Origin of the sequence: Roseomonas sp. GC11 (assembly GCF_024437745.1) — a bacterium.
Classification (GTDB): Bacteria; Pseudomonadota; Alphaproteobacteria; order Acetobacterales; family Acetobacteraceae; genus Pseudoroseomonas.
Genome location: NZ_JANFNY010000094.1, coordinates 1 through 17056 on the forward strand (window position 1 = coordinate 1; position 17056 = coordinate 17056).

The 17056-nt window shown below is 73.3% G+C and carries 9 protein-coding genes; 7 read left to right on the forward strand and 2 right to left on the reverse strand.

Annotation, left to right across the window (positions count from 1 at the left end; all coding sequences use genetic code 11):
• On the forward strand, positions 1-5018 hold a 5018-nt coding region (locus NON00_RS24845), incomplete at its 5' end, for an alpha-2-macroglobulin (protein ID WP_305123497.1).
• Positions 5019-5083: 65 nt separating this feature from the next.
• Entirely contained in the window at positions 5084-6994 is a 1911-nt protein-coding gene (pbpC, locus tag NON00_RS21270) for a penicillin-binding protein 1C (RefSeq protein ID WP_305123498.1), read from the forward strand.
• 155 nt (positions 6995-7149) lie between these two features.
• On the opposite strand, the gene NON00_RS21275 is transcribed toward pbpC, so the two are convergent.
• Positions 7150-8535 (reverse strand): aminotransferase, encoded by a 1386-nt coding sequence (locus NON00_RS21275; protein WP_256024756.1) that lies wholly within the window; start codon positions 8533-8535, stop codon positions 7150-7152.
• Between the two features lie 416 nt (positions 8536-8951).
• Here NON00_RS21275 and NON00_RS21280 point away from each other — a divergent pair, with 416 nt between their 5' ends.
• The 4 genes from NON00_RS21280 to NON00_RS21295 are packed head-to-tail and all read left to right on the forward strand — an operon-like array spanning position 8952 to position 13660.
• On the forward strand, positions 8952-9944 hold the full coding sequence (locus NON00_RS21280) for a BMP family protein (protein WP_256024757.1): 993 nt from the start codon (positions 8952-8954) through the stop codon (positions 9942-9944).
• Complete coding sequence (locus NON00_RS21285) at positions 9944-11566, forward strand: ABC transporter ATP-binding protein (protein ID WP_256024758.1); 1623 nt, start codon at positions 9944-9946, stop codon at positions 11564-11566. Before NON00_RS21280 ends, NON00_RS21285 begins: the two co-directional genes overlap by 1 nt.
• Positions 11563-12684 (forward strand): ABC transporter permease, encoded by a 1122-nt coding sequence (locus tag NON00_RS21290; RefSeq protein ID WP_256024759.1) that lies wholly within the window; start codon positions 11563-11565, stop codon positions 12682-12684. Before NON00_RS21285 ends, NON00_RS21290 begins: the two co-directional genes overlap by 4 nt.
• A 4-nt stretch (positions 12685-12688) precedes the next feature.
• Positions 12689-13660 (forward strand): ABC transporter permease, encoded by a 972-nt coding sequence (locus tag NON00_RS21295; protein ID WP_256024761.1) that lies wholly within the window; start codon positions 12689-12691, stop codon positions 13658-13660.
• 145 nt (positions 13661-13805) lie between these two features.
• Here the strand turns inward: NON00_RS21295 and NON00_RS21300 are convergent, their stop codons facing one another.
• Entirely contained in the window at positions 13806-15293 is a 1488-nt protein-coding gene (locus tag NON00_RS21300) for a M81 family metallopeptidase (protein WP_256024763.1), read from the reverse strand.
• A 168-nt stretch (positions 15294-15461) separates the two neighbouring features.
• Here NON00_RS21300 and NON00_RS21305 point away from each other — a divergent pair, with 168 nt between their 5' ends.
• A complete protein-coding gene (locus NON00_RS21305) occupies positions 15462-16838 on the forward strand; it encodes an L-serine ammonia-lyase (RefSeq protein ID WP_370688755.1) in 1377 nt (458 codons plus the stop codon).
• Positions 16839-17056: the final 218 nt, after the last annotated feature.

Below are 17056 nucleotides of genomic sequence, written 5' to 3' on the forward strand. Positions count from 1 at the left end.
GGGCCGGGGCCGCCGCCGCCTGGGAACAGCGCCTCGCCCTCGGCCGGGGCGAGGCGGAGCCCTGGCTGGCCCTGGCCCGCGCGCAGCTGGCGCGCAGCCCGGCGGAGACGGCGCGCGCCCTCCAGGCCGCCTGGAACGCCTTCACCGTGGGGGACGCGGCGGCGGAGCGGGCGGCGCTGCGCCTGATGGCCGATGCCCTGCAGCGCCGCAACCAGTGGGCCTCCGCCATCACCGCGCTGGAGGCGCTGCTGGAGCGCATCCCGGAGGAGGAGGCCGCCAGCCGCGCCCCCGTGCGAACCGCCCTGGCCACGGCGCGGCGGGAGGCCGGCCTGCTGCCCGGCCGCATCCGCACCGAGGCCGAGGCCGAGCCCGCCCGCGCCTGCATCGGCTTCTCCGGCACGCTGAGCCGCGACCCCGGCTTCCGCCCCGCCGACTGGCTGCGGGTGGAGCCGCCGCTGCCCGGCCTCGCCGTGACGCGGGAGGGCAATGAGCTCTGCCTCGCCGGCCTGCCCTGGGGGCGGGCGACGCGGGTGGTGCTGCGCGCCGGCCTGCCGGGCGAGGGCGACACCCGCCTGCGCGAGGAGGCGGCGCTCTCCATCGCCATGGAGAACCGCGCGCCGCGCCTGCTCTTCGATGGCACGCGCTTCATCCTGCCGCGCGGGCAGGCGGCGCGCGTCGGCCTCTCCGGCATCAATGTGCGGGCGCTGCGGCTGCGCCTCGTGCGCGTCACCGAGCGCAATCTGCGCGCCTTCAACGACTGGTCGCCGCGCGGCGAGGCGCTCTCCGCCTATATCGCCACCGAGGTGCCGGAACGCTTCGGCCGCACCGTCTGGGAAGGCCGGGTGGAGGTGAAGGATTTCCGCCCCAACGCCGCCAACCGCATCATCCTGCCGCTGCCCGAGGCGCTGACGCAGTCCGGCCCCGGCCTCTATGTCCTGGTGGCCAGCGAGGATACCGGCCCCGGCGCCCCGCCGCGCTATGACAGCATCGCCGCCGGGCTGGCCATCCTCAGCACCGATCTCGGCCTGACCGCCTGGCGCGGGGCGGAGGGGCTGGCGGCACAGGCGCGCGGCCTGCAGGCCGCCGCGCCGCGCGCCGGGGTGAAGGTATCGCTGGTCTCGCGCAGCAACGACGTGCTGGCCGAGGCGGAGACGGATGCCGATGGCCTTGTCCGCTTCCCCGCCGCGCTGCTGCGCGGGCGCGGGCCGATGGCCCCCGTCGCCCTGCATGCGCTGACGGAGGATGACCTCGCCGCGCTGGACCTGGAGGCGGCGGCCTTCGACCTGTCCGACCGCGGCGCGGAGGGGCGGCCGCAGCCCGGCCCGCTGGATGCCTTCCTCTGGCTGGACCGTGGCATCTACCGCCCCGGCGAGACGGTGCGGCTCTCCGCTCTGCTGCGCGATGCCGGCGGGCAGCCGCGCGACCTGCCGGTGCGGCTGCGCCTGCTGCGCCCCGGCGGGCAGGTGGCGGCGGAAGCGGTGCCGGAGCGCGGGCCGGATGGCGTGCTCTCCTGGCCGGTGGCGCTCTCCGCCGGGGCCCAGGCCGGCTCCTGGGCGGTCGAGGCGAAGCTGGAGCCGGACCAGCCGCCGATCGGCCGGGTGGAATTCCGCGTGGAAGCCTTCGTGCCGGACCGGCTGGCGGTGACGCTCGGCCCGGCCCCGGCGCCGCTGCGGCCCGGTGTGCCGCTCACCCTGCCGGTGGAGGCGCGCTTCCTCTACGGCGCCCCCGCCGCCGGGCTGCAGGGCACGCTGGAGGGCACGCTGGAACTCGACCCCGAGCCTTTCGCCCCCGACCCGGCGGATGGCACCAGCCGCCGCAGCCCCTGGCGCGGCTGGCGCTTCGGCCTCGCGGAGGAAAGCTTCATGGGCGGCGCGCTGCCCCCGGCCGAGGTGACGCTGGGGGCGGAGGGGCGCGGCAGCCTCTCCCTCACCCTGCCTTCCCTGCCGGATGCCACGCGGCCGCTGCGCGCGCAGATGGCGCTGGCGCTGCTGGACCCGAATGGCCGCGCCAGCCGGGCCGCGCTGGCGGTGCCGGTGCGCGGCGCGGCGCCCTTCATCGCCATCCGCCCCGCCTTCCAGGGCGGCAGCGTGGACGAACTGGCGGAAGCCGGCTTCGACATCGCCCTGGTCTCGCCCGAGGGGCAGGCGCTGGGCGGCCGGCTGGCGGCGAAGCTGGTGCGGGAGCGGCCGGAATGGCGGATGGTCACGCGCGGCGGCCTGGCGCGCTATGAGACCCTCTGGCGGGATGAGGTGGTGGATACCGCCAGCCTGACCACGGCGCCGGACAGGCCGGCGCGCTTCGCCCGCGGCCTGCCCTTCGGCCGCTACCGGCTGGAGGTGGCGCAGCCGGGCGGGCTGGCCATCGGCGCGGTGCGCTTCTGGTCCGGCTGGGCCGGCTCGGACAGCCCGGATGTGCCGGACAAGCTGGAGGTGCTGGCGGACCGCGCCGGCTATGCGGCGGGGGAGGTGGCGCGGCTGCATGTGCGCGCCCCCTTCGCCGGGGAGGCCAGCCTGGCGGTGCTGACCAACCGCCTCGTCAGCCTGCGCAACGTATCCCTGCGCCAGGGCGACAACACGCTGGAACTGCCGGTGGAGGAGGGCTGGGGCGCCGGGGCCTATGCCACCGTCACCCTGTTCCGCCCCGGGCAGGCGGCGGAGGGGCAGCCGCGCCGGGCGCTGGGCCTCGCCTGGGTGGCGCTGGATCCGGCGGCGCGGCGGCTGGAGGTGGCGATCGAGGCGCCGGACCGGCTGCGCCCGCGGCAGCGGGTGGAGGTGCCGGTGCGCATCACGCCCGCGGGTGGCGGCGCGGCGGGCAGTGCGGCGGGCAGTGCGGGGGGGGGCGTGGCGCATCTGACCCTCGCCGCGGTGGATGAGGGCGTGCTGCGGCTGACCGAGTTCCGCAGCCCGGACCCGCTGGCGCATTTCCTCGGCCGGCGGCGGCTCGGGGTGGATCTGCGCGATGATTACGGCCGCCTGATCCCGCCGCCGGAGGGCGAGGTGGCGCTGCTGCGCCAGGGTGGCGATGCCGAGGCGCTCTCCGCCCTGCAACCGCCGCAGCGCGTGGTGGCGCTGTTCTCCGGCGTGGTGGCGGCGGGGCCGGACGGGGTGGCGCGGGTGCCGCTGGACCTGCCCGCCTTCAATGGTGAGCTGCGGCTGATGGCGGTGGCCTGGGCCGGGGCGCGCAGCGGCTCGGCCAGCCGCCCCGTGCTGGTGCGGGACCCGGTGGTGGCCGAGGCGCTGCTGCCGCGCTTCCTGGCGCCGGGGGACAGCGCGCGCATGCCGCTGCTGCTGCACAATCTGGAGCTGCCGCCCGGCGAGATCGGCGCCGCCATCGAGCTGGAGGGGCCGCTGGTGCTGGAGGGGCCGGCGCAATTCGCCGCGACCCTGGCCACCGGGGCGCGCGCCGCGCCGGTGGCCGTGCTGCGCGCCACGGGCGTGGGGGAGGGCGTGGTCCGCCTGCGGCTGCGCGGGCCGGATGGCTATGCGGCGGTGGAGGAAAGCCGCATCTCCCTGCGCTCCGCCCGCCCGCGCGTGGCCGAGGTGGCGCTGAGCGAACTGGCGCCGGGGGCGGAGGCGAAGCTGGTGCCGGACCTCTCGCGCTTCGTGCCGGGCACGGGGGTGGCGCGGGTGCTGTGGGGCCAGCCGGTGCGCTATGACCCGGAGGCGCTGATGCGCGCCGCCCTGGCCTTCCCGCTGGCCTGTGCCGAGCAGACGGCGACCAAGGTGCTGGCGCTGTCCGCCTGGCCCGCCGCCGAGGAGCGGGAGATCCGGCTGGGCAGCGCCATCAATGCCCTGCTGGACAAGCAGCGGGCGGAGGGCAGCTTCGGCCTGTGGAGCGCGCAGGGCGAGGCCGACCCCTGGGTGAGTGCCTATGCCACCGAGGCGCTGCTGCGCGCCCGCGCCGCCGGCGCCACGGTGCCGGAGGCGGCGCTGGAGGCCGCGCTCTCCCTCCTCGCCACGCTGGTGGATGAGAGCTACCCCGGCACGCCCGAGGAATATGCCGACCAGGCCTATCGCCTGCATGTCCTGGCGCTGGCCGGGCGGCCGCGCCCTGGGGCGACGCGGGTGCTGGCCGAGCAGCCGCAGAAGCTGCCGACGCCGCTGGCGCGGGCGCAGTTGGCGGCCGCCCTGTCGCGCATGGGCGATGCGCCGCGCGCCGAGGCGATGTTCGATGCGGCGCTGGAGGCGGGCACGCCGCGCCGCCGCTGGACGCATGACTATGGCAGCCCGTTGCGTGACATGCTGGCCACGGCCCTGCTGCTGCGCGAGAGCGGGCTGAAGGCGGAGCGCCTCGCGCCGCTGCTGGCGCGGTTGCCGGGCAGCGAGGCGCTGGCGCCCGGCGCGACCTCGACGCAGGAGCAGGCCTGGGCGGTGCTGCTGGCGGCGGCGCTGGGGCGGGATGGGCAGCCGGCGCGGGTGGCGCTGAATGGCCAGCCCCTGCCGCCGGCGCTGATGCCTGGCGCGGCCTTGCCGCCTGGGGTTTCGACGGCGCGCAACCTGGGGGACCGCGCGGTGGTGCAGAGCGTTTCTGTCAGTGGCCTGCCGGTGCAGCCTGTGCCGGCGGGGCGGCAGGGGATGCGCGTCAGCCGGCGTTTCCTCAACCTGGACGGCACGGATGTGAATCTCGACACGCTGCGCCAGGGCACGCGCTTCGTGCTGCTGATGGAGGCGCGGGCGGAGACGGGGGAGGCGCACCGGGCCATGGTGCAGCAGGGCCTGCCGGCGGGGTGGGAGATGGAAGGCCGGCTGCCGGCCGGCGAGTCTTCCACCTTCCCTTTCCTCGGCACGCTGAGCGATCCGGCGATGCTTGCCGCCTTGGATGACCGCGTGGCGGCGGCGCTGGACCTGACCGCTGACCAGCCTGTGGCGCGCATTGCCGTCCTGCTGCGCGCCGTGACGGCGGGCAGCTTCGAGTTGCCGGGCGCGCAGGCCGAGGACATGTATCGCCCTGGTGTCTTTGCCCGCCAGAACGCGGCGCGCATCCAGGTGCAGCCGGCCGACAACGGAGGCCGGCCCTGACAGAAAAAAGAAAGGGGGCCTGGGGGAAATTCATTTCCCCCATTTTTTTCTCAGTTATTTTTCTGCTGTTTTTCGCGCTCGACCGTCTTTTCCCCCCCGATTTCTCCCGCCTGGACAGCCTTGCCACCCTGGTGACCGACCGTTCCGGCCGCCCGCTCGCGGCGCTGCCGGCGGCGGGCGGGGTGTGGCGCTTCGCCACGGCGGAGGCGGATGTTCCCCCGCATCTGGTGGATCTGCTGATCGCCGCCGAGGATTCCCGTTTCCGCTGGCATCCGGGGGTGGACCCGCTGGCGCTGGCGCGGGCCTCCTGGCAGTGGCTGCGGGCGGGGCGGGTGGTCTCTGGTGGCTCGACGCTGTCGATGCAGGCGGCGCGGCTGCTGGAGCCGCGGCCGCGCACGCTGCGTTCCAAGCTGATCGAGATGGCGCGGGCGGTGCAGCTGGAGGCGCGGCTGGGCAAGGCCGGGGTGCTGCGGGTGTGGCTGACCCTGGCGCCGATGGGCGGCAATCTGGAGGGGGTGCGGGCTGGCGCGCTGGCCTGGTTCGGCCAGGAGGCGCGGCAGTTGGATCCGGCGCAATCCGCCCTGCTGGTGGCCATTCCGCGCCGGCCCGAGGCGCTGCGCCCTGACCGCCACCCGGCGGCCGCGCTGGCGGCGCGGGAGCGTCTGCTGCGCGAGCGGGCGGCGCAGGCGCCGGGCATCACGGCGGCGGATCTGGCCGGGCTGTCCACGCCCGTCCCGACGGGGCGGCAGGCCATGCCGGGGCTGGCGCCGCATCTCGCGCGGGAGGCGCGGCAGGCCGGGCAGGCCGCGACCACGCTGGATGCCGGCTTGCAGCGTTCGGTGCAGGCGGTGCTGGCCAGCGCGCGGGAGCGGCTGCCGCCGCGCGTCTCGGTGGCCGCCGTGGTGGCTGATCTGCGCAGCCGGGAAATCCGTGCCCTGGATGGCGGGGCCTGGGGGGATGAGGCGCGGGCCGGGGCGCTGGACCTGACGCGGGCGGTGCGTTCGCCCGGCTCGGCGCTGAAGCCGCTGCTCTATGCCGAGGCTTTCGCCGCCGGGCTGGCGCGGCCGGACACGGTGCTGGAGGATGCGCCGACGCGCTTCGGCGCCTATGCGCCGGAGAATTTCGACCATGGCTTCACCGGCCGGGTGAGTGTGGCCGATGCGCTGCGGCGCTCGCTGAACCTGCCGGCGGTGCTGCTGCTGGACCAGCTGGGCCCGCTGCGCTTCGCCAGTTTCCTGAAGCAGGCGGGGGCGGCGCCGCGCCTGCCCGCCGCCGCGGAGCCGACGCTGCCGCTGGCGCTGGGCGGCGCCGGGATCACGCTGCGCGAGTTGGTGGGGGCCACGGCGCTGCTGGGCGATGGCGGGCAGGCGGCGCCGCTGCGCTGGTCGCGCGCCGGGGCGGTGGAGAAAGCCCCCATCCTGCCGCCGCGCGCGGCGGCGCAGGTGGCGGGCATCCTGACGCGGCCCTTTCCCGCCGGTGGCCCGCCGGGGGTGGCATGGAAGACGGGCACCTCCTGGGGCGGGCGGGATGGCTGGGCGGTGGGGTTCGACACCGCGCATGTGGTGGGGGTCTGGGTGGGGCGGCCGGATGGCGCGCCCCTGGTGGCCGGCACGGGTGAGGCGAATGGCACGCATCTGGCGCTGCCGCTGCTGGCCCGGCTTTTCGCACTGTTGCCCGCCGCGCCACGGGACGCGCCGCCGCCGCCGCCCCGGCCGGTGATGCTGGCGCGGGCCGAGACGGCGGAGGCGCTGCGGCTGCTCTTTCCGCCGCCGGAGGCGGTGCTGGGCGAGGGGCTGGTGCCACTGCGGGCGGCGGGGGGGCAGAGGCCGCTCACCTTCCTGGTGGATGGCGCGCCGATCGCCAGCCAGCCGGCGCGCCGGGATGCCGCCTGGCAGCCCGAGGGGCCGGGGCATTACCGCCTGACCGTGCTGGATGCGCGCGGCGCCGCCGCCAGCGTCGTGGTGCGGGTGCGGTAGAGGTGGCGCCCTTGAGGGGGCTTTGCCCCCTCAAGCTCCCCCAGCAGGGGACAGGGTCCCCTGCACCCGCCTTCAGTGGGGTTTCCAAAGGCCTCAGGCCTTTGGTGGGGAGAGTTTGAGAGGGGCGAAGCCCCTCTCAAGAGCCTGCGCCGCCTCTAGGCCGCGGCGGTGAGGGTGGGGCGGAGTTCGGCCCAGGCGGCATCCAGGGCGCGGCCGAGGCGGGCGCAGAGCTCGCCGATCTCGGCCTCGCTGATGATCAGCGGCGGGGAGAAGGCCAGGCGGTCGCCGATGGCGCGCAGGATCAGCCCCTCGGCCTCGGCCTTGCGCTGCACCAGCAGCCCGGCCTTGCGGGCGGCGGGGAAGGGGGTGCGGCTGGCCTTGTCCGCCATCAGCTCGATGCCGGCGATGAGGCCGACGCCGCGCACCTCGCCCACCATCGGGTGGCCGGCGAAGGCGGCGAGCCCGTCGAGGAAGGCGGGGGAGACGGCGCGGACATGGCCGACAATGTCGCGCTCCTCATAGATCTTCAGCGTCTCCAGGGCGACGGCGCAGGCCACCGGGTGCCCGCCATAGGTGTAGCCATGGCCGAGCACGCCATTGCGCTCGCTGCCCTTCAGCAGGGCGTCGTGGATGCGGTCCGAGATCAGCAGGGCGGAAATCGGCTGGTAGGAGGCCGAGAGCTGCTTGGCGCAGGAGAGCATGTCCGGCTGCATGCCGTAGGTCTGGCTGCCCCACATGTTGCCCGTGCGGCCGAAGCCGCAGATGACCTCATCGGCCACCAGCAGGATGTCGTGCTTCTTCAGGATGGGCTGGATGGCCTCGAAATAGCCGCGCGGGGGCGTCAGCGCGCCGCCGCCGCCCTGCACCGGCTCGGCGAAGAAGGCGGCGATGGTCTCCGGCCCCTCGGCGGCGATCAGGGCTTCCAGCTCGGCGGCCATGCGGGCGGAGAATTGTTCCTCCGTCTCCCCCGCCTCATGGCCGCGGTAGTAGTTGGGGTTGCTGATGTGGCGGAAGCGGCCGCCATAGGGCAGGTCGAAATCGGCGTGCATGTGCGGCTGGCCGGAGAGCGAGGCGCTGGCCACGGTGTTGCCGTGGTAGCCGCGCACGCGGCCGATGATCTTCTTCTTCTCCGGCCGGCCGAGGACGTTGTTGTAGTACCAGATCAGCTTGATGGCCGCGTCGTTGCTCTCCGAGCCGGAGCACTGGAAGAGGACGTGGTTCAGCCCCTCGGGCGCCAGGGTGGCGAGGCGCTCGGCCAGTTCGGCGGAGGGGCCATGCCCGCGCCCGTAGAAGGTGTGGTAATAGGGCAGCTTCAGCATCTGGCGGTAGGCGGCCTCGGCCAGGCGCTTCTCCGAGAAGCCCAGGCTGGCGCACCACAGCCCGGCCATGGCCTCGATGTAGCGGCGGCCCTCGGTGTCGGTGACATAGACGCCATCCCCCTCCGCCATCAGCAGCGGGCCCTCGGCGGCGAAGCCCCGGAGGTCGGTCTGCTGGTGGACGAGATGCGCCCTGTCGGCGTCATGAAGGTGGTTGGCGCGCATTGGCCCGGCCTTTCTGCTGTCCCCCCATCTCCGGGCGAGCCGGCGCATGCCGCTGCCCCGGCGCCGGGAGGGGCGGCGCCGCCGGGCAGCTTGGACCCGCGCGGCGGGGTGGCAAAGGGGGTATTCTCTGACCAATCGGTCCGCTTTCCTGTCACACGGGGTTGATCCGGCCACCCCCGGCGCGGCAAATAAGCGTGCCACAAAACCTCCGGCAGGGCTGCATGGCCGCAACCGCTCCGACCGTGCCCGGGCCCATCCCCGCCCTGCGCCCGCGCGTGGCGGCCTGTGGGTCCGCGCCGGCCCTGCCGCCGCCAGGGCGCCCGTGCGCCGTGGCCGGGGTTTTGCATGGCCCGCCGCCGCCGCGGCGTGACCCCAATGGCCAAAAGGCCGCCGCATCAGAACGAGGCTTCACCACGATGAAAACACTGCTCGCCACGGCGCTCACCGCGCTGATCTCGCTCGGCAGCGCGCAGGCCGCGGAGATCAACCCCGCCGTGGTCTTCGACATGGGCGGCAAGTTCGACAAGTCGTTCAACGAGGGCGTGCACAATGGCGCGCAGGCCTTCAGCAAGGCCACCGGCGTCGCCGTGCGCGAATTCGAGCCGCAGAACGACACCCAGCGGGAACAGGCGCTGCGCAACTTCGCCCGGCGCGGGCAGAGCCCGATCATCGCCGTGGGCTTCAGCCAGGCCAGCGCCGTGAAGGCCGTGGCGGCGGAGTTCCCCAGCCTGCACTTCGTCATCATCGATTCCGTGGTCGAGGCGCCGAATGTGCAGTCCGTGCTGTTCCGCGAGGAGCAGGGCAGCTACCTCGCCGGCATGCTGGCGGCGCTGAAGAGCGCCACGGGCAAGATCGGCTTCGTCGGCGGCATGGATGTGCCGCTGATCCGCAAATTCGCCTGCGGCTATGTGCAGGGCGCCCGCGCGGTGAACCCGCGCATCGAGGTGCTGCAGAACATGACCGGCTCCACCCCCTCCGCCTGGGCCGACCCGGTGCGCGGGGCGGAGCTGACCCGCTCGCAGATCGAGCGCGGGGCGGATGTCATCTTCCAGGCCGCCGGCGCCACCGGCGTCGGCGTGCTGCAGGCGGCGGCGGATGCCGGCAAGTTCGGCATCGGCGTCGATTCCAACCAGAACCACCTGCATCCCGGCCGCGTGCTGACCAGCATGGTGAAGCAGCTCGACGTCGCCACGCGCGCCGCGCTGGAGGCCGCGCGCGCCGGCAGCTGGAAGCCCGGCGTGCAGGTGCTGGGTGTCGCGGAGGATGGCGTCAGCCTCGCCTTCGACCAGAACAACGCCGCGCTGGTGACGGCCGAAATGCGCGCCCGCATCGACCAGGCGCGGGCCGACATCATCGCCGGCAAGGTGGCGGTGCATGACTACATGAGCAACAATTCCTGTCCGAACTGATGCAGCCACAGGACGGCGCGGCGCCGCCCGCGATCGAGCTTCGCGGCATCGACAAGCGCTTCGGCGCCGTCCATGCCAACCGCGCGGTGGACCTCACGGTCCACCGCGGCACCATCCATGGCATCATCGGCGAGAATGGCGCCGGCAAGTCCACGCTGATGGCCATCCTGCACGGCTTCTATCAGGCCGATGCCGGCACCATCCTCGTGAATGGCCGCGCCGCCACGATCCGCGACAGCCGGGATGCCATCCGCCTTGGCATCGAGATGGTCCACCAGCACTTCATGCTGGTGGAGCGCTTCACGGTGCTGGAGAACGTCATGCTGGGCGCCGAGGGCGGGCCGCTGCTCGCCCGCGGCGCCGCGCGCGCGCGCGCCGCCCAGAAGCGCCCGGGGGCGGCCCATGGGGGGACCGGCGCGCCCCCCCCCCCCCCCGCGCGCGCGCGCGCCGAGCTGAAGCGCCTGGGCGAGGCCTATGGGCTGAGCGTCGATCCCGATGCGCGGATCGACGAGCTGCCGGTGGGCGCGCAGCAGCGCGTGGAAATCCTCAAGGCGCTCTATCGCGGCGCCGAGGTGCTGATCCTCGACGAGCCCACCGGCGTGCTGACGCCGCAGGAGGCGGACGACCTGTTCCGCGTGCTGCGCGCCCTGCGCGACCAGGGCCGCACCGTGCTGCTGATCACCCACAAGCTGCGCGAGATCATGGCCATCACCGACCGCGTCTCCGTGATGCGGGCGGGGCAGATGGTGGCGCACCGCGAGACCGCCGCGACCTCGCCCGAGGAACTGGGCGAGCTGATGATCGGCCGCCGCCTCGCCGCCCCCGCGCCCCGTCCCGCGCCGCAGGCCGGCCCCGTGCTGCTGCAGGCCGAGGGGCTGTCCGTGCGCGATGCCGCCGGGGTGGAGCGGGTGAAGCAGGTCAGCCTCAGCCTGCGCGGCGGCGAGGTGCTGGGCATCGCCGGCGTCGCCGGCAATGGCCAGGGCGAATTGCTGGAGGCCCTGGCCGGCATGCGCGCGCCCAGCGCCGGGCGGATTTTTCTCCGTGGCCAGCAGGTGTTTCCCGGGCGCGGCTTCAATGCCGCGGCGCTGCGCCGCCAGGGCCTCGCCCATGTGCCGGAGGACCGGCTGAAGAGCGGCCTGCTGCGCCGGCAGAGTGCCGCCGCCTGCGCCATCCTCGGCCACCAGGACGATCCCTCCTGGCGGCGCTTCGGGCTGCTCTCGCCGCGCGCCATCGCCGCCCATGCGGCGCGGCTGATGCAGGCCTATGACGTGCGCCCGCCCGACCCCGCCCTGCGCTCCGGCCTGTTCTCCGGCGGCAACCAGCAGAAGCTGATCCTGGGGCGCGAGATCGAGCGCGACCCGGCCGTGCTGCTGGTGGGCCAGCCGACGCGCGGCGTCGATATCGGCGGCATTGATTCCATCCACCAGCGCATCCTCGCCTGCCGCGCGGCGGGCAAGGCGGTGCTGGTCGTCTCCGTGGAACTGGACGAGATCCTGGCCTTGGCCGACCGTATTGTTGTGATGTTCGATGGCCGCATCATGGGCGAGCTGACCCTGGCGGAAGCCGATGAGCGCCGCCTCGGCCTGATGATGGCCGGCATGACGCGCGAGGAGGCGGCATGAGCGCCCCCCTCTCGCTGTCCCGCCCCCTGGCCCGCCTCATGGCCCACCCCCTGCCGCATTGGGCGGAGGTGGCGCTGCTGCCCGTGCTCAACCTGCTGCTGGCGCTGGGGCTGACGGCCCTGCTGGTCTGGGCCATGGGCAGCGACCCCGTGGCGGCGCTGGCGGCGCTGGCGGTGGGCAGCCTCGGCTCCGCCGACGCCATCGGCTACACGCTCTACTACGCCACCAACATGGCCTTCACCGGCCTGGCCGTGGCCGTGGCCTTCCAGGGCGGGCTGTTCAACATCGGCGCGGAGGGGCAGGCCTATCTGGCCGGGCTCGGCGTCGCGCTGGTGGCGCTGAACCTCGGCGCGCTGCCGCCCTGGCTGCTGGTGCCGCTGGCCATGCTGGGCGGGGCGGGCTTCGGCGCCGCCTGGGCCGCCATTCCCGGCTGGCTCCAGGCGCGGCGCGGCAGCCACATCGTCATCACCACCATCATGTTCAACTTCCTGGCCGCGTCGCTGATGGTCTACCTGATCGTCAACGTGCTGATCGCCCCCGGCTCGATGGCGCCGGAAACGCGGCGCTTCCCCACCGCGGCCGACCTGCCGGACCTCTCGGCCTTCGGCTTCCCGAGCTCGGCGCCGGTCAATCTCTCGCTCGGGCTGGCGCTGCTGGCGGCGCTCGCCGTCTGGCTGCTGGTCTGGCGCAGCCCCTGGGGCTATGCGCTGCGCGCCCTGGGCGAGAGCGCCGAGGTGGCGCGCTATGCCGGCATCGATGCCGGGCGGATGATCGTGCAGGTGATGGCGCTCTCCGGCGCGCTGGCGGCCGGGGTTGCGGTCAACGAGCTGCTCGGCGCCCAGCACAAGCTGCTGCTGGCCTTCACCGGTGGCTATGGCTTCACCGGCATCGCCGTGGCGCTGATGGGGCGCAACCACCCGCTGGGCGTGCTGCTGGCGGCGCTGCTCTTCGGCGCGCTGACCCAGGGCGGCGCCGAACTGGCCTTCGAGGTGCCGGACGTGCCCTCGGAAATCGTCGTCCTGATCCAGGGGCTGGTCATCCTGCTGACGGGCGCGCTGGGCAACATGCTGCGCCGCCCGGTGGTGGTGGTGCTGGCGCTGCTGCGGCGGGGGGGCTGAGGCCATGGAGTGGTTCGACGCCGCGCTGCCCATCCTGGCGGCCACGCTGCGCCTCGCCGTGCCGCTGCTGCTGGCGGCGCTGGCCGGGCTGTTCTCCGAGCGCTCGGGCATCGTCGATGTCGGGCTGGAGGGGAAGATGCTGGTGGCGGCCTTCTTCTCCGCCGCCGGCGCCGCGGTGACGGGCTCGGTCTGGCTCGGGCTGGGGGCCGGCATCCTGGCCTCCTGCGCGCTGGGGCTGCTGCATGCGCTGGCCTGCGTCACGCTGCGCGGCAGCCAGGTGGTGTCCGGCATGGCGATCAACATCCTCGCCTCCGGGCTGACGGCGACGCTGGCGCTGTTCTGGTTCCGCATGGGCGGGCAGACGCCGCCGCTACCCTCCTCCGCGCGCTTCCTGGCCATCACCCTGCCGGGGGTGGAGGCGCTGTCGGGCATTCCCGTGCTCGGGCGGCTCTATGCGGCGCTGGTCAGCGGGCAGACGGCGCTGGTCTATGTCACGCTGGCGCTGGTGCCGCTCGCGGCCTTCGTGCTCTACCGCACGCGCTTCGGGCTGCGGCTGCGCGCGGCGGGCGAGCACCCGGCGGCGGTGGACACGGCGGGCCTGTCCGTGGCCGGGCTGCGCTATGCCGGGGTGATGATCGCCTCCGTCCTGTGCGGCATGGCCGGGGCTTATATCGCCACGGCCCAGGGCGCGGGCTTCCTGCGCGAGATGACAGCCGGGCGCGGCTATATCGCCCTGGCGGCGATGATCCTGGGCGGCTGGCGGCCGGGGCGCATCCTGCTCACCTGCCTGCTCTTCGCGGTGCTGGACGCGGTGGCCATCCGGCTGCAGGGCGTCATCCTGCCGGGCATCGGCGCCTTCCCGGTGCAGGCCATCCAGGCGCTGCCCTATCTGCTGACCGTCATCCTGCTCGCCGGTTTCATGGGGCGGGCCATTCCGCCGAAAGCGAGTGGCGAGCCTTATGTGAAAGAGAGATAGTTTTTAAAGAAAAAGTTCTTTTTTGAAAAAAAGAACCAAAAAACTTTTTTCAGTTTGGCGTCCCGCCTTCGGTCTGAGGTGGGACGCTATCTGATAGAAAGTCTTTTTGCTTCTTTTTCTTCAGAAAAAGAAGATGACTAAATAATCACTTTTCGCCGGCGCTATACGGATAGAAATCCGCCAGCCGCAGATTCTCATAGCGCAGCCCTTCCAGCCGCACCGTGCCGAGGAAGGGCTGCTCCGGCTCCACCAGCAGGATGGTGCGGGCGAAGCCGCTATCGTCGAAGCCGCGCCGGAAATGCACGCGCGACTTGATGGCGATGACGTCGTAATCCTCGGCGCGCAGGCCCATGGCCCAGAGCTGCTCCGGCTCCATCACCTGCGCCAGATAGGGGCTGAGGACGAGCATATTGTCCGCCCCGAAGCGCACGCACACCCATTGCTCCCCGCCACCCATGGCGCGCGGCAGGGGGCTGTCCACGATGGCGGCGATGCTGCCCTCGATATGCACCGGCTCGCCCGCCGATTCATCGGCGAGGCCGCCCACCGCGGCCGAGAAGGCATCGCCAGGCTTCGCGCCGGAGGCCAGCACGGCGCGCACCGCCTCCGGCGCCGCCAGGGTGGCGATAAGCGTGCGGCGCAGCCCCGCCGCCAGGATCTCCCGCAGCAGCCACGTCGCATAGCCCGAGCGGTCGCTGTGGTCGGCGAGGATGACGGGCGCCCCGCCATGCTCCACCGCGTGCCGCGCCAGGGCGACACCCCCGGCCATGCGGTGGATCTTCGTCGAATTCAGCAGCGCCTCGCGCCGGCGCCAGGCGAAGCCCGCCATGTCCTCCGCCACGCGCCAGGCCAGGGCCGGGTCGTCATGGGTGAGGACCTGGAGGGTCATGCCGGCATCGGGCACGTCGCTCCAGGGAAAGCCGAAATAGACATTGACGAAGACATCCGGCTCCCGCGCCTCCCAGGTGAGGGCGCGCTGGATGAGGTCCGACCAGGGCGGCGCGCCCGTCCATTGCAGCACGGTGGGGGAGAGGATGGGCAGCTTGCGCGTGACATGGGCGGGGCGGAACTGGCCGCGGAGGGCGCGCACCAGCATGCGCGCCGCGCGCTGGCCCTGCAGATGCGCGTCGTAATGCGGGAAGTATTTGACGGTGAAGGCCATGTCCGCGTGGCGGAGGAATTCCTCATCCTCATTGCCATGCGGGTCGAAGGTGGCGGAGAGGATGGCGCCGCCCCCCACCACGGCGCGGACGCGGCGGGCGATCTCGGCTTCCGGCCGGGGCACGCCGCGCACCGCCATGGCGCCGTGCAGCGCCAGATAGACGCCCGCGAACGGCCCTTCCGCCTCCAGCTGCGCCAGCATGCGGCCCAGGAAATGCTCGAAGGCGTCCCGCGTCACCCAGCCGGAACCCGAGCCGGTGCGCGGCCAGAGCGGGGATTCGATGCCGACCAGCTCCACCCCGTCATATTCGCGCGCCACCTGCACGAAGCCGCCCATATAGCCCTTCGGGTCCGTGGCCAGCAGGGCCTCCCCGCCCACGGGGGAGCCGGGGTAGCAGAAATCCTCCCGCGTGGTGTCGTAGGGGAGGAAGGTGACGGTCTCGTGCGAGAATTGCAGCACGGCGATGCGCATGGTCGGACCCTTTCCCCAGGGCGGACCCTGTGGCCGCCGGCAGATGCAGGCATAGGCGCGGAAGGGCCGGCCGGCAACGCGGCGCCCGCCAGGTGCGAGCCACGCGCCATTGCGGCGGCGGCGCCGATGCGCTTCCCTCTCGCACGGCTTCTCCAGGGACGGATCAGCGTGGCCTACGGCGTTTTCGATATTTTCCGCATCGGCATTGGCCCTTCCAGCTCGCACACGGTGGGGCCGATGCGGGCGGCGGCGGGCTTCGCCACGGCGCTGCACGCGGCGGGGCTGCTGCCGCGCGTGGCGCGGCTGCGGGCGGAACTCTTCGGCTCCCTGGCGCTGACCGGGCCGGGCCATGCGACGGACCTCGCCATCCTGCTCGGCCTCTCCGGCGAGTGGCCGGAGCGTGTGGACCCGGACGAGGCCACCCGCATCGTCGAGCGCATCCGCGCGGAGCGGCGCCTGCTGCTGGCCGGCCGCCACGCCATTCCCTTCGAGGAGGCGGCGGACCTGCCGATGCACCGGCAGGAGACGCTGCCCGGCCACACCAACGGCATGCGCTTCACGGCTTATGACGCGGCGGGCGCGGTGCTGGACAGCCATGTCTGCTATTCCATCGGCGGCGGCTTCATCGCGACGGAGGCGGAACTGGCGGCGGATGCCCCGGCCGCCGCGCTGGTCGCCGTGCCCTATGATTTCGGCACGGGGGCGGAGATGCTGGCCATGGCGGCGGAAAGCCGCCTCTCCATCGCTGGCATGATGCGCCGCAATGAGGCCGCGCGCGGCCGCGGCTCGCAGGAGGTGGAGGCGGGGCTGCGTGAGATCCGCGATGCCATGGTGGCCTGCCTGGAGCGTGGCCTGCGCGGGGAGGGTGCCCTGCCCGGGCGCATCCGCCTGCGCCGCCGGGCCGCCGCGCTGCACCGGCGGCTTCTGGCGCAGCCGGCCAATTCGGACCCCATGGCGGCCTCGGACTGGGTGAGCCTTTTCGCCATCGCGGTGAATGAGGAGAATGCGGCGGGCGGGCGTGTCGTCACCGCGCCGACCAATGGCGCCGCCGGCATCGTCCCCGCCGTGCTGCACTACTACGAAAAATTCGTCTCCGGCGCGGACTGGCAGGGGGTGTGCGATTTCCTGCTGACGGCGGCGGCCATCGGCGTGCTCTACAAGCGCAACGCCTCGATCTCGGGCGCCGAGGTGGGGTGCCAGGGGGAGGTTGGCGTGGCCTGCTCCATGGCGGCGGCCGGGCTGGCGGCGGCGATGGGCGGCAGCCCCGCCCAGGTGGAGAATGCCGCCGAGATCGGCATGGAGCACAATCTGGGCCTGACCTGCGACCCGGTGGGCGGGCTGGTGCAGATCCCCTGCATCGAGCGCAATGCCGTGGGCGCCAACAAGGCAATCATCGCCGCGCGGCTGGCGCTGCGCGGCGATGGGGCGCATCACGTCTCGCTCGATGATGTCATCCGCACCATGCGGCAGACCGGTCTGGACATGCAGAGCAAGTACAAGGAAACCTCGCTCGGCGGGCTCGCGGTCAACGTGACGGAGTGTTAGCGCGGCTTTGGCCATCTGAGGCGTGCGTCGGTGGCGAGGCGGGCGACTGGCCAGGCTTGCATGCCCCTGCCAAGAAGTGCCGCCACGCTTCACCTGCCTCCCGCTTTGCCACTTATGCCTGCCTCAGATGGCCAAAGCCACGCTAAGGCCTGTTAGAGCTTGATCCAGTCTGCGGTGGCTGCGAGGCAGAGGATGCCGAGGAATGATCGGGCGGTCTT

Coding starts and splice junctions, on each gene's coding strand:
- NON00_RS21275 (WP_256024756.1), bottom strand. CDS start 8,535: ATGCGCGCCAACCACCTTCATGACGCCGACAGGGCGCATCTCGTCCAC.
- NON00_RS21280 (WP_256024757.1), top strand. CDS start 8,952: ATGAAAACACTGCTCGCCACGGCGCTCACCGCGCTGATCTCGCTCGGC.
- NON00_RS21285 (WP_256024758.1), top strand. CDS start 9,944: ATGCAGCCACAGGACGGCGCGGCGCCGCCCGCGATCGAGCTTCGCGGC.
- NON00_RS21290 (WP_256024759.1), top strand. CDS start 11,563: ATGAGCGCCCCCCTCTCGCTGTCCCGCCCCCTGGCCCGCCTCATGGCC.
- NON00_RS21295 (WP_256024761.1), top strand. CDS start 12,689: ATGGAGTGGTTCGACGCCGCGCTGCCCATCCTGGCGGCCACGCTGCGC.
- NON00_RS21300 (WP_256024763.1), bottom strand. CDS start 15,293: ATGCGCATCGCCGTGCTGCAATTCTCGCACGAGACCGTCACCTTCCTC.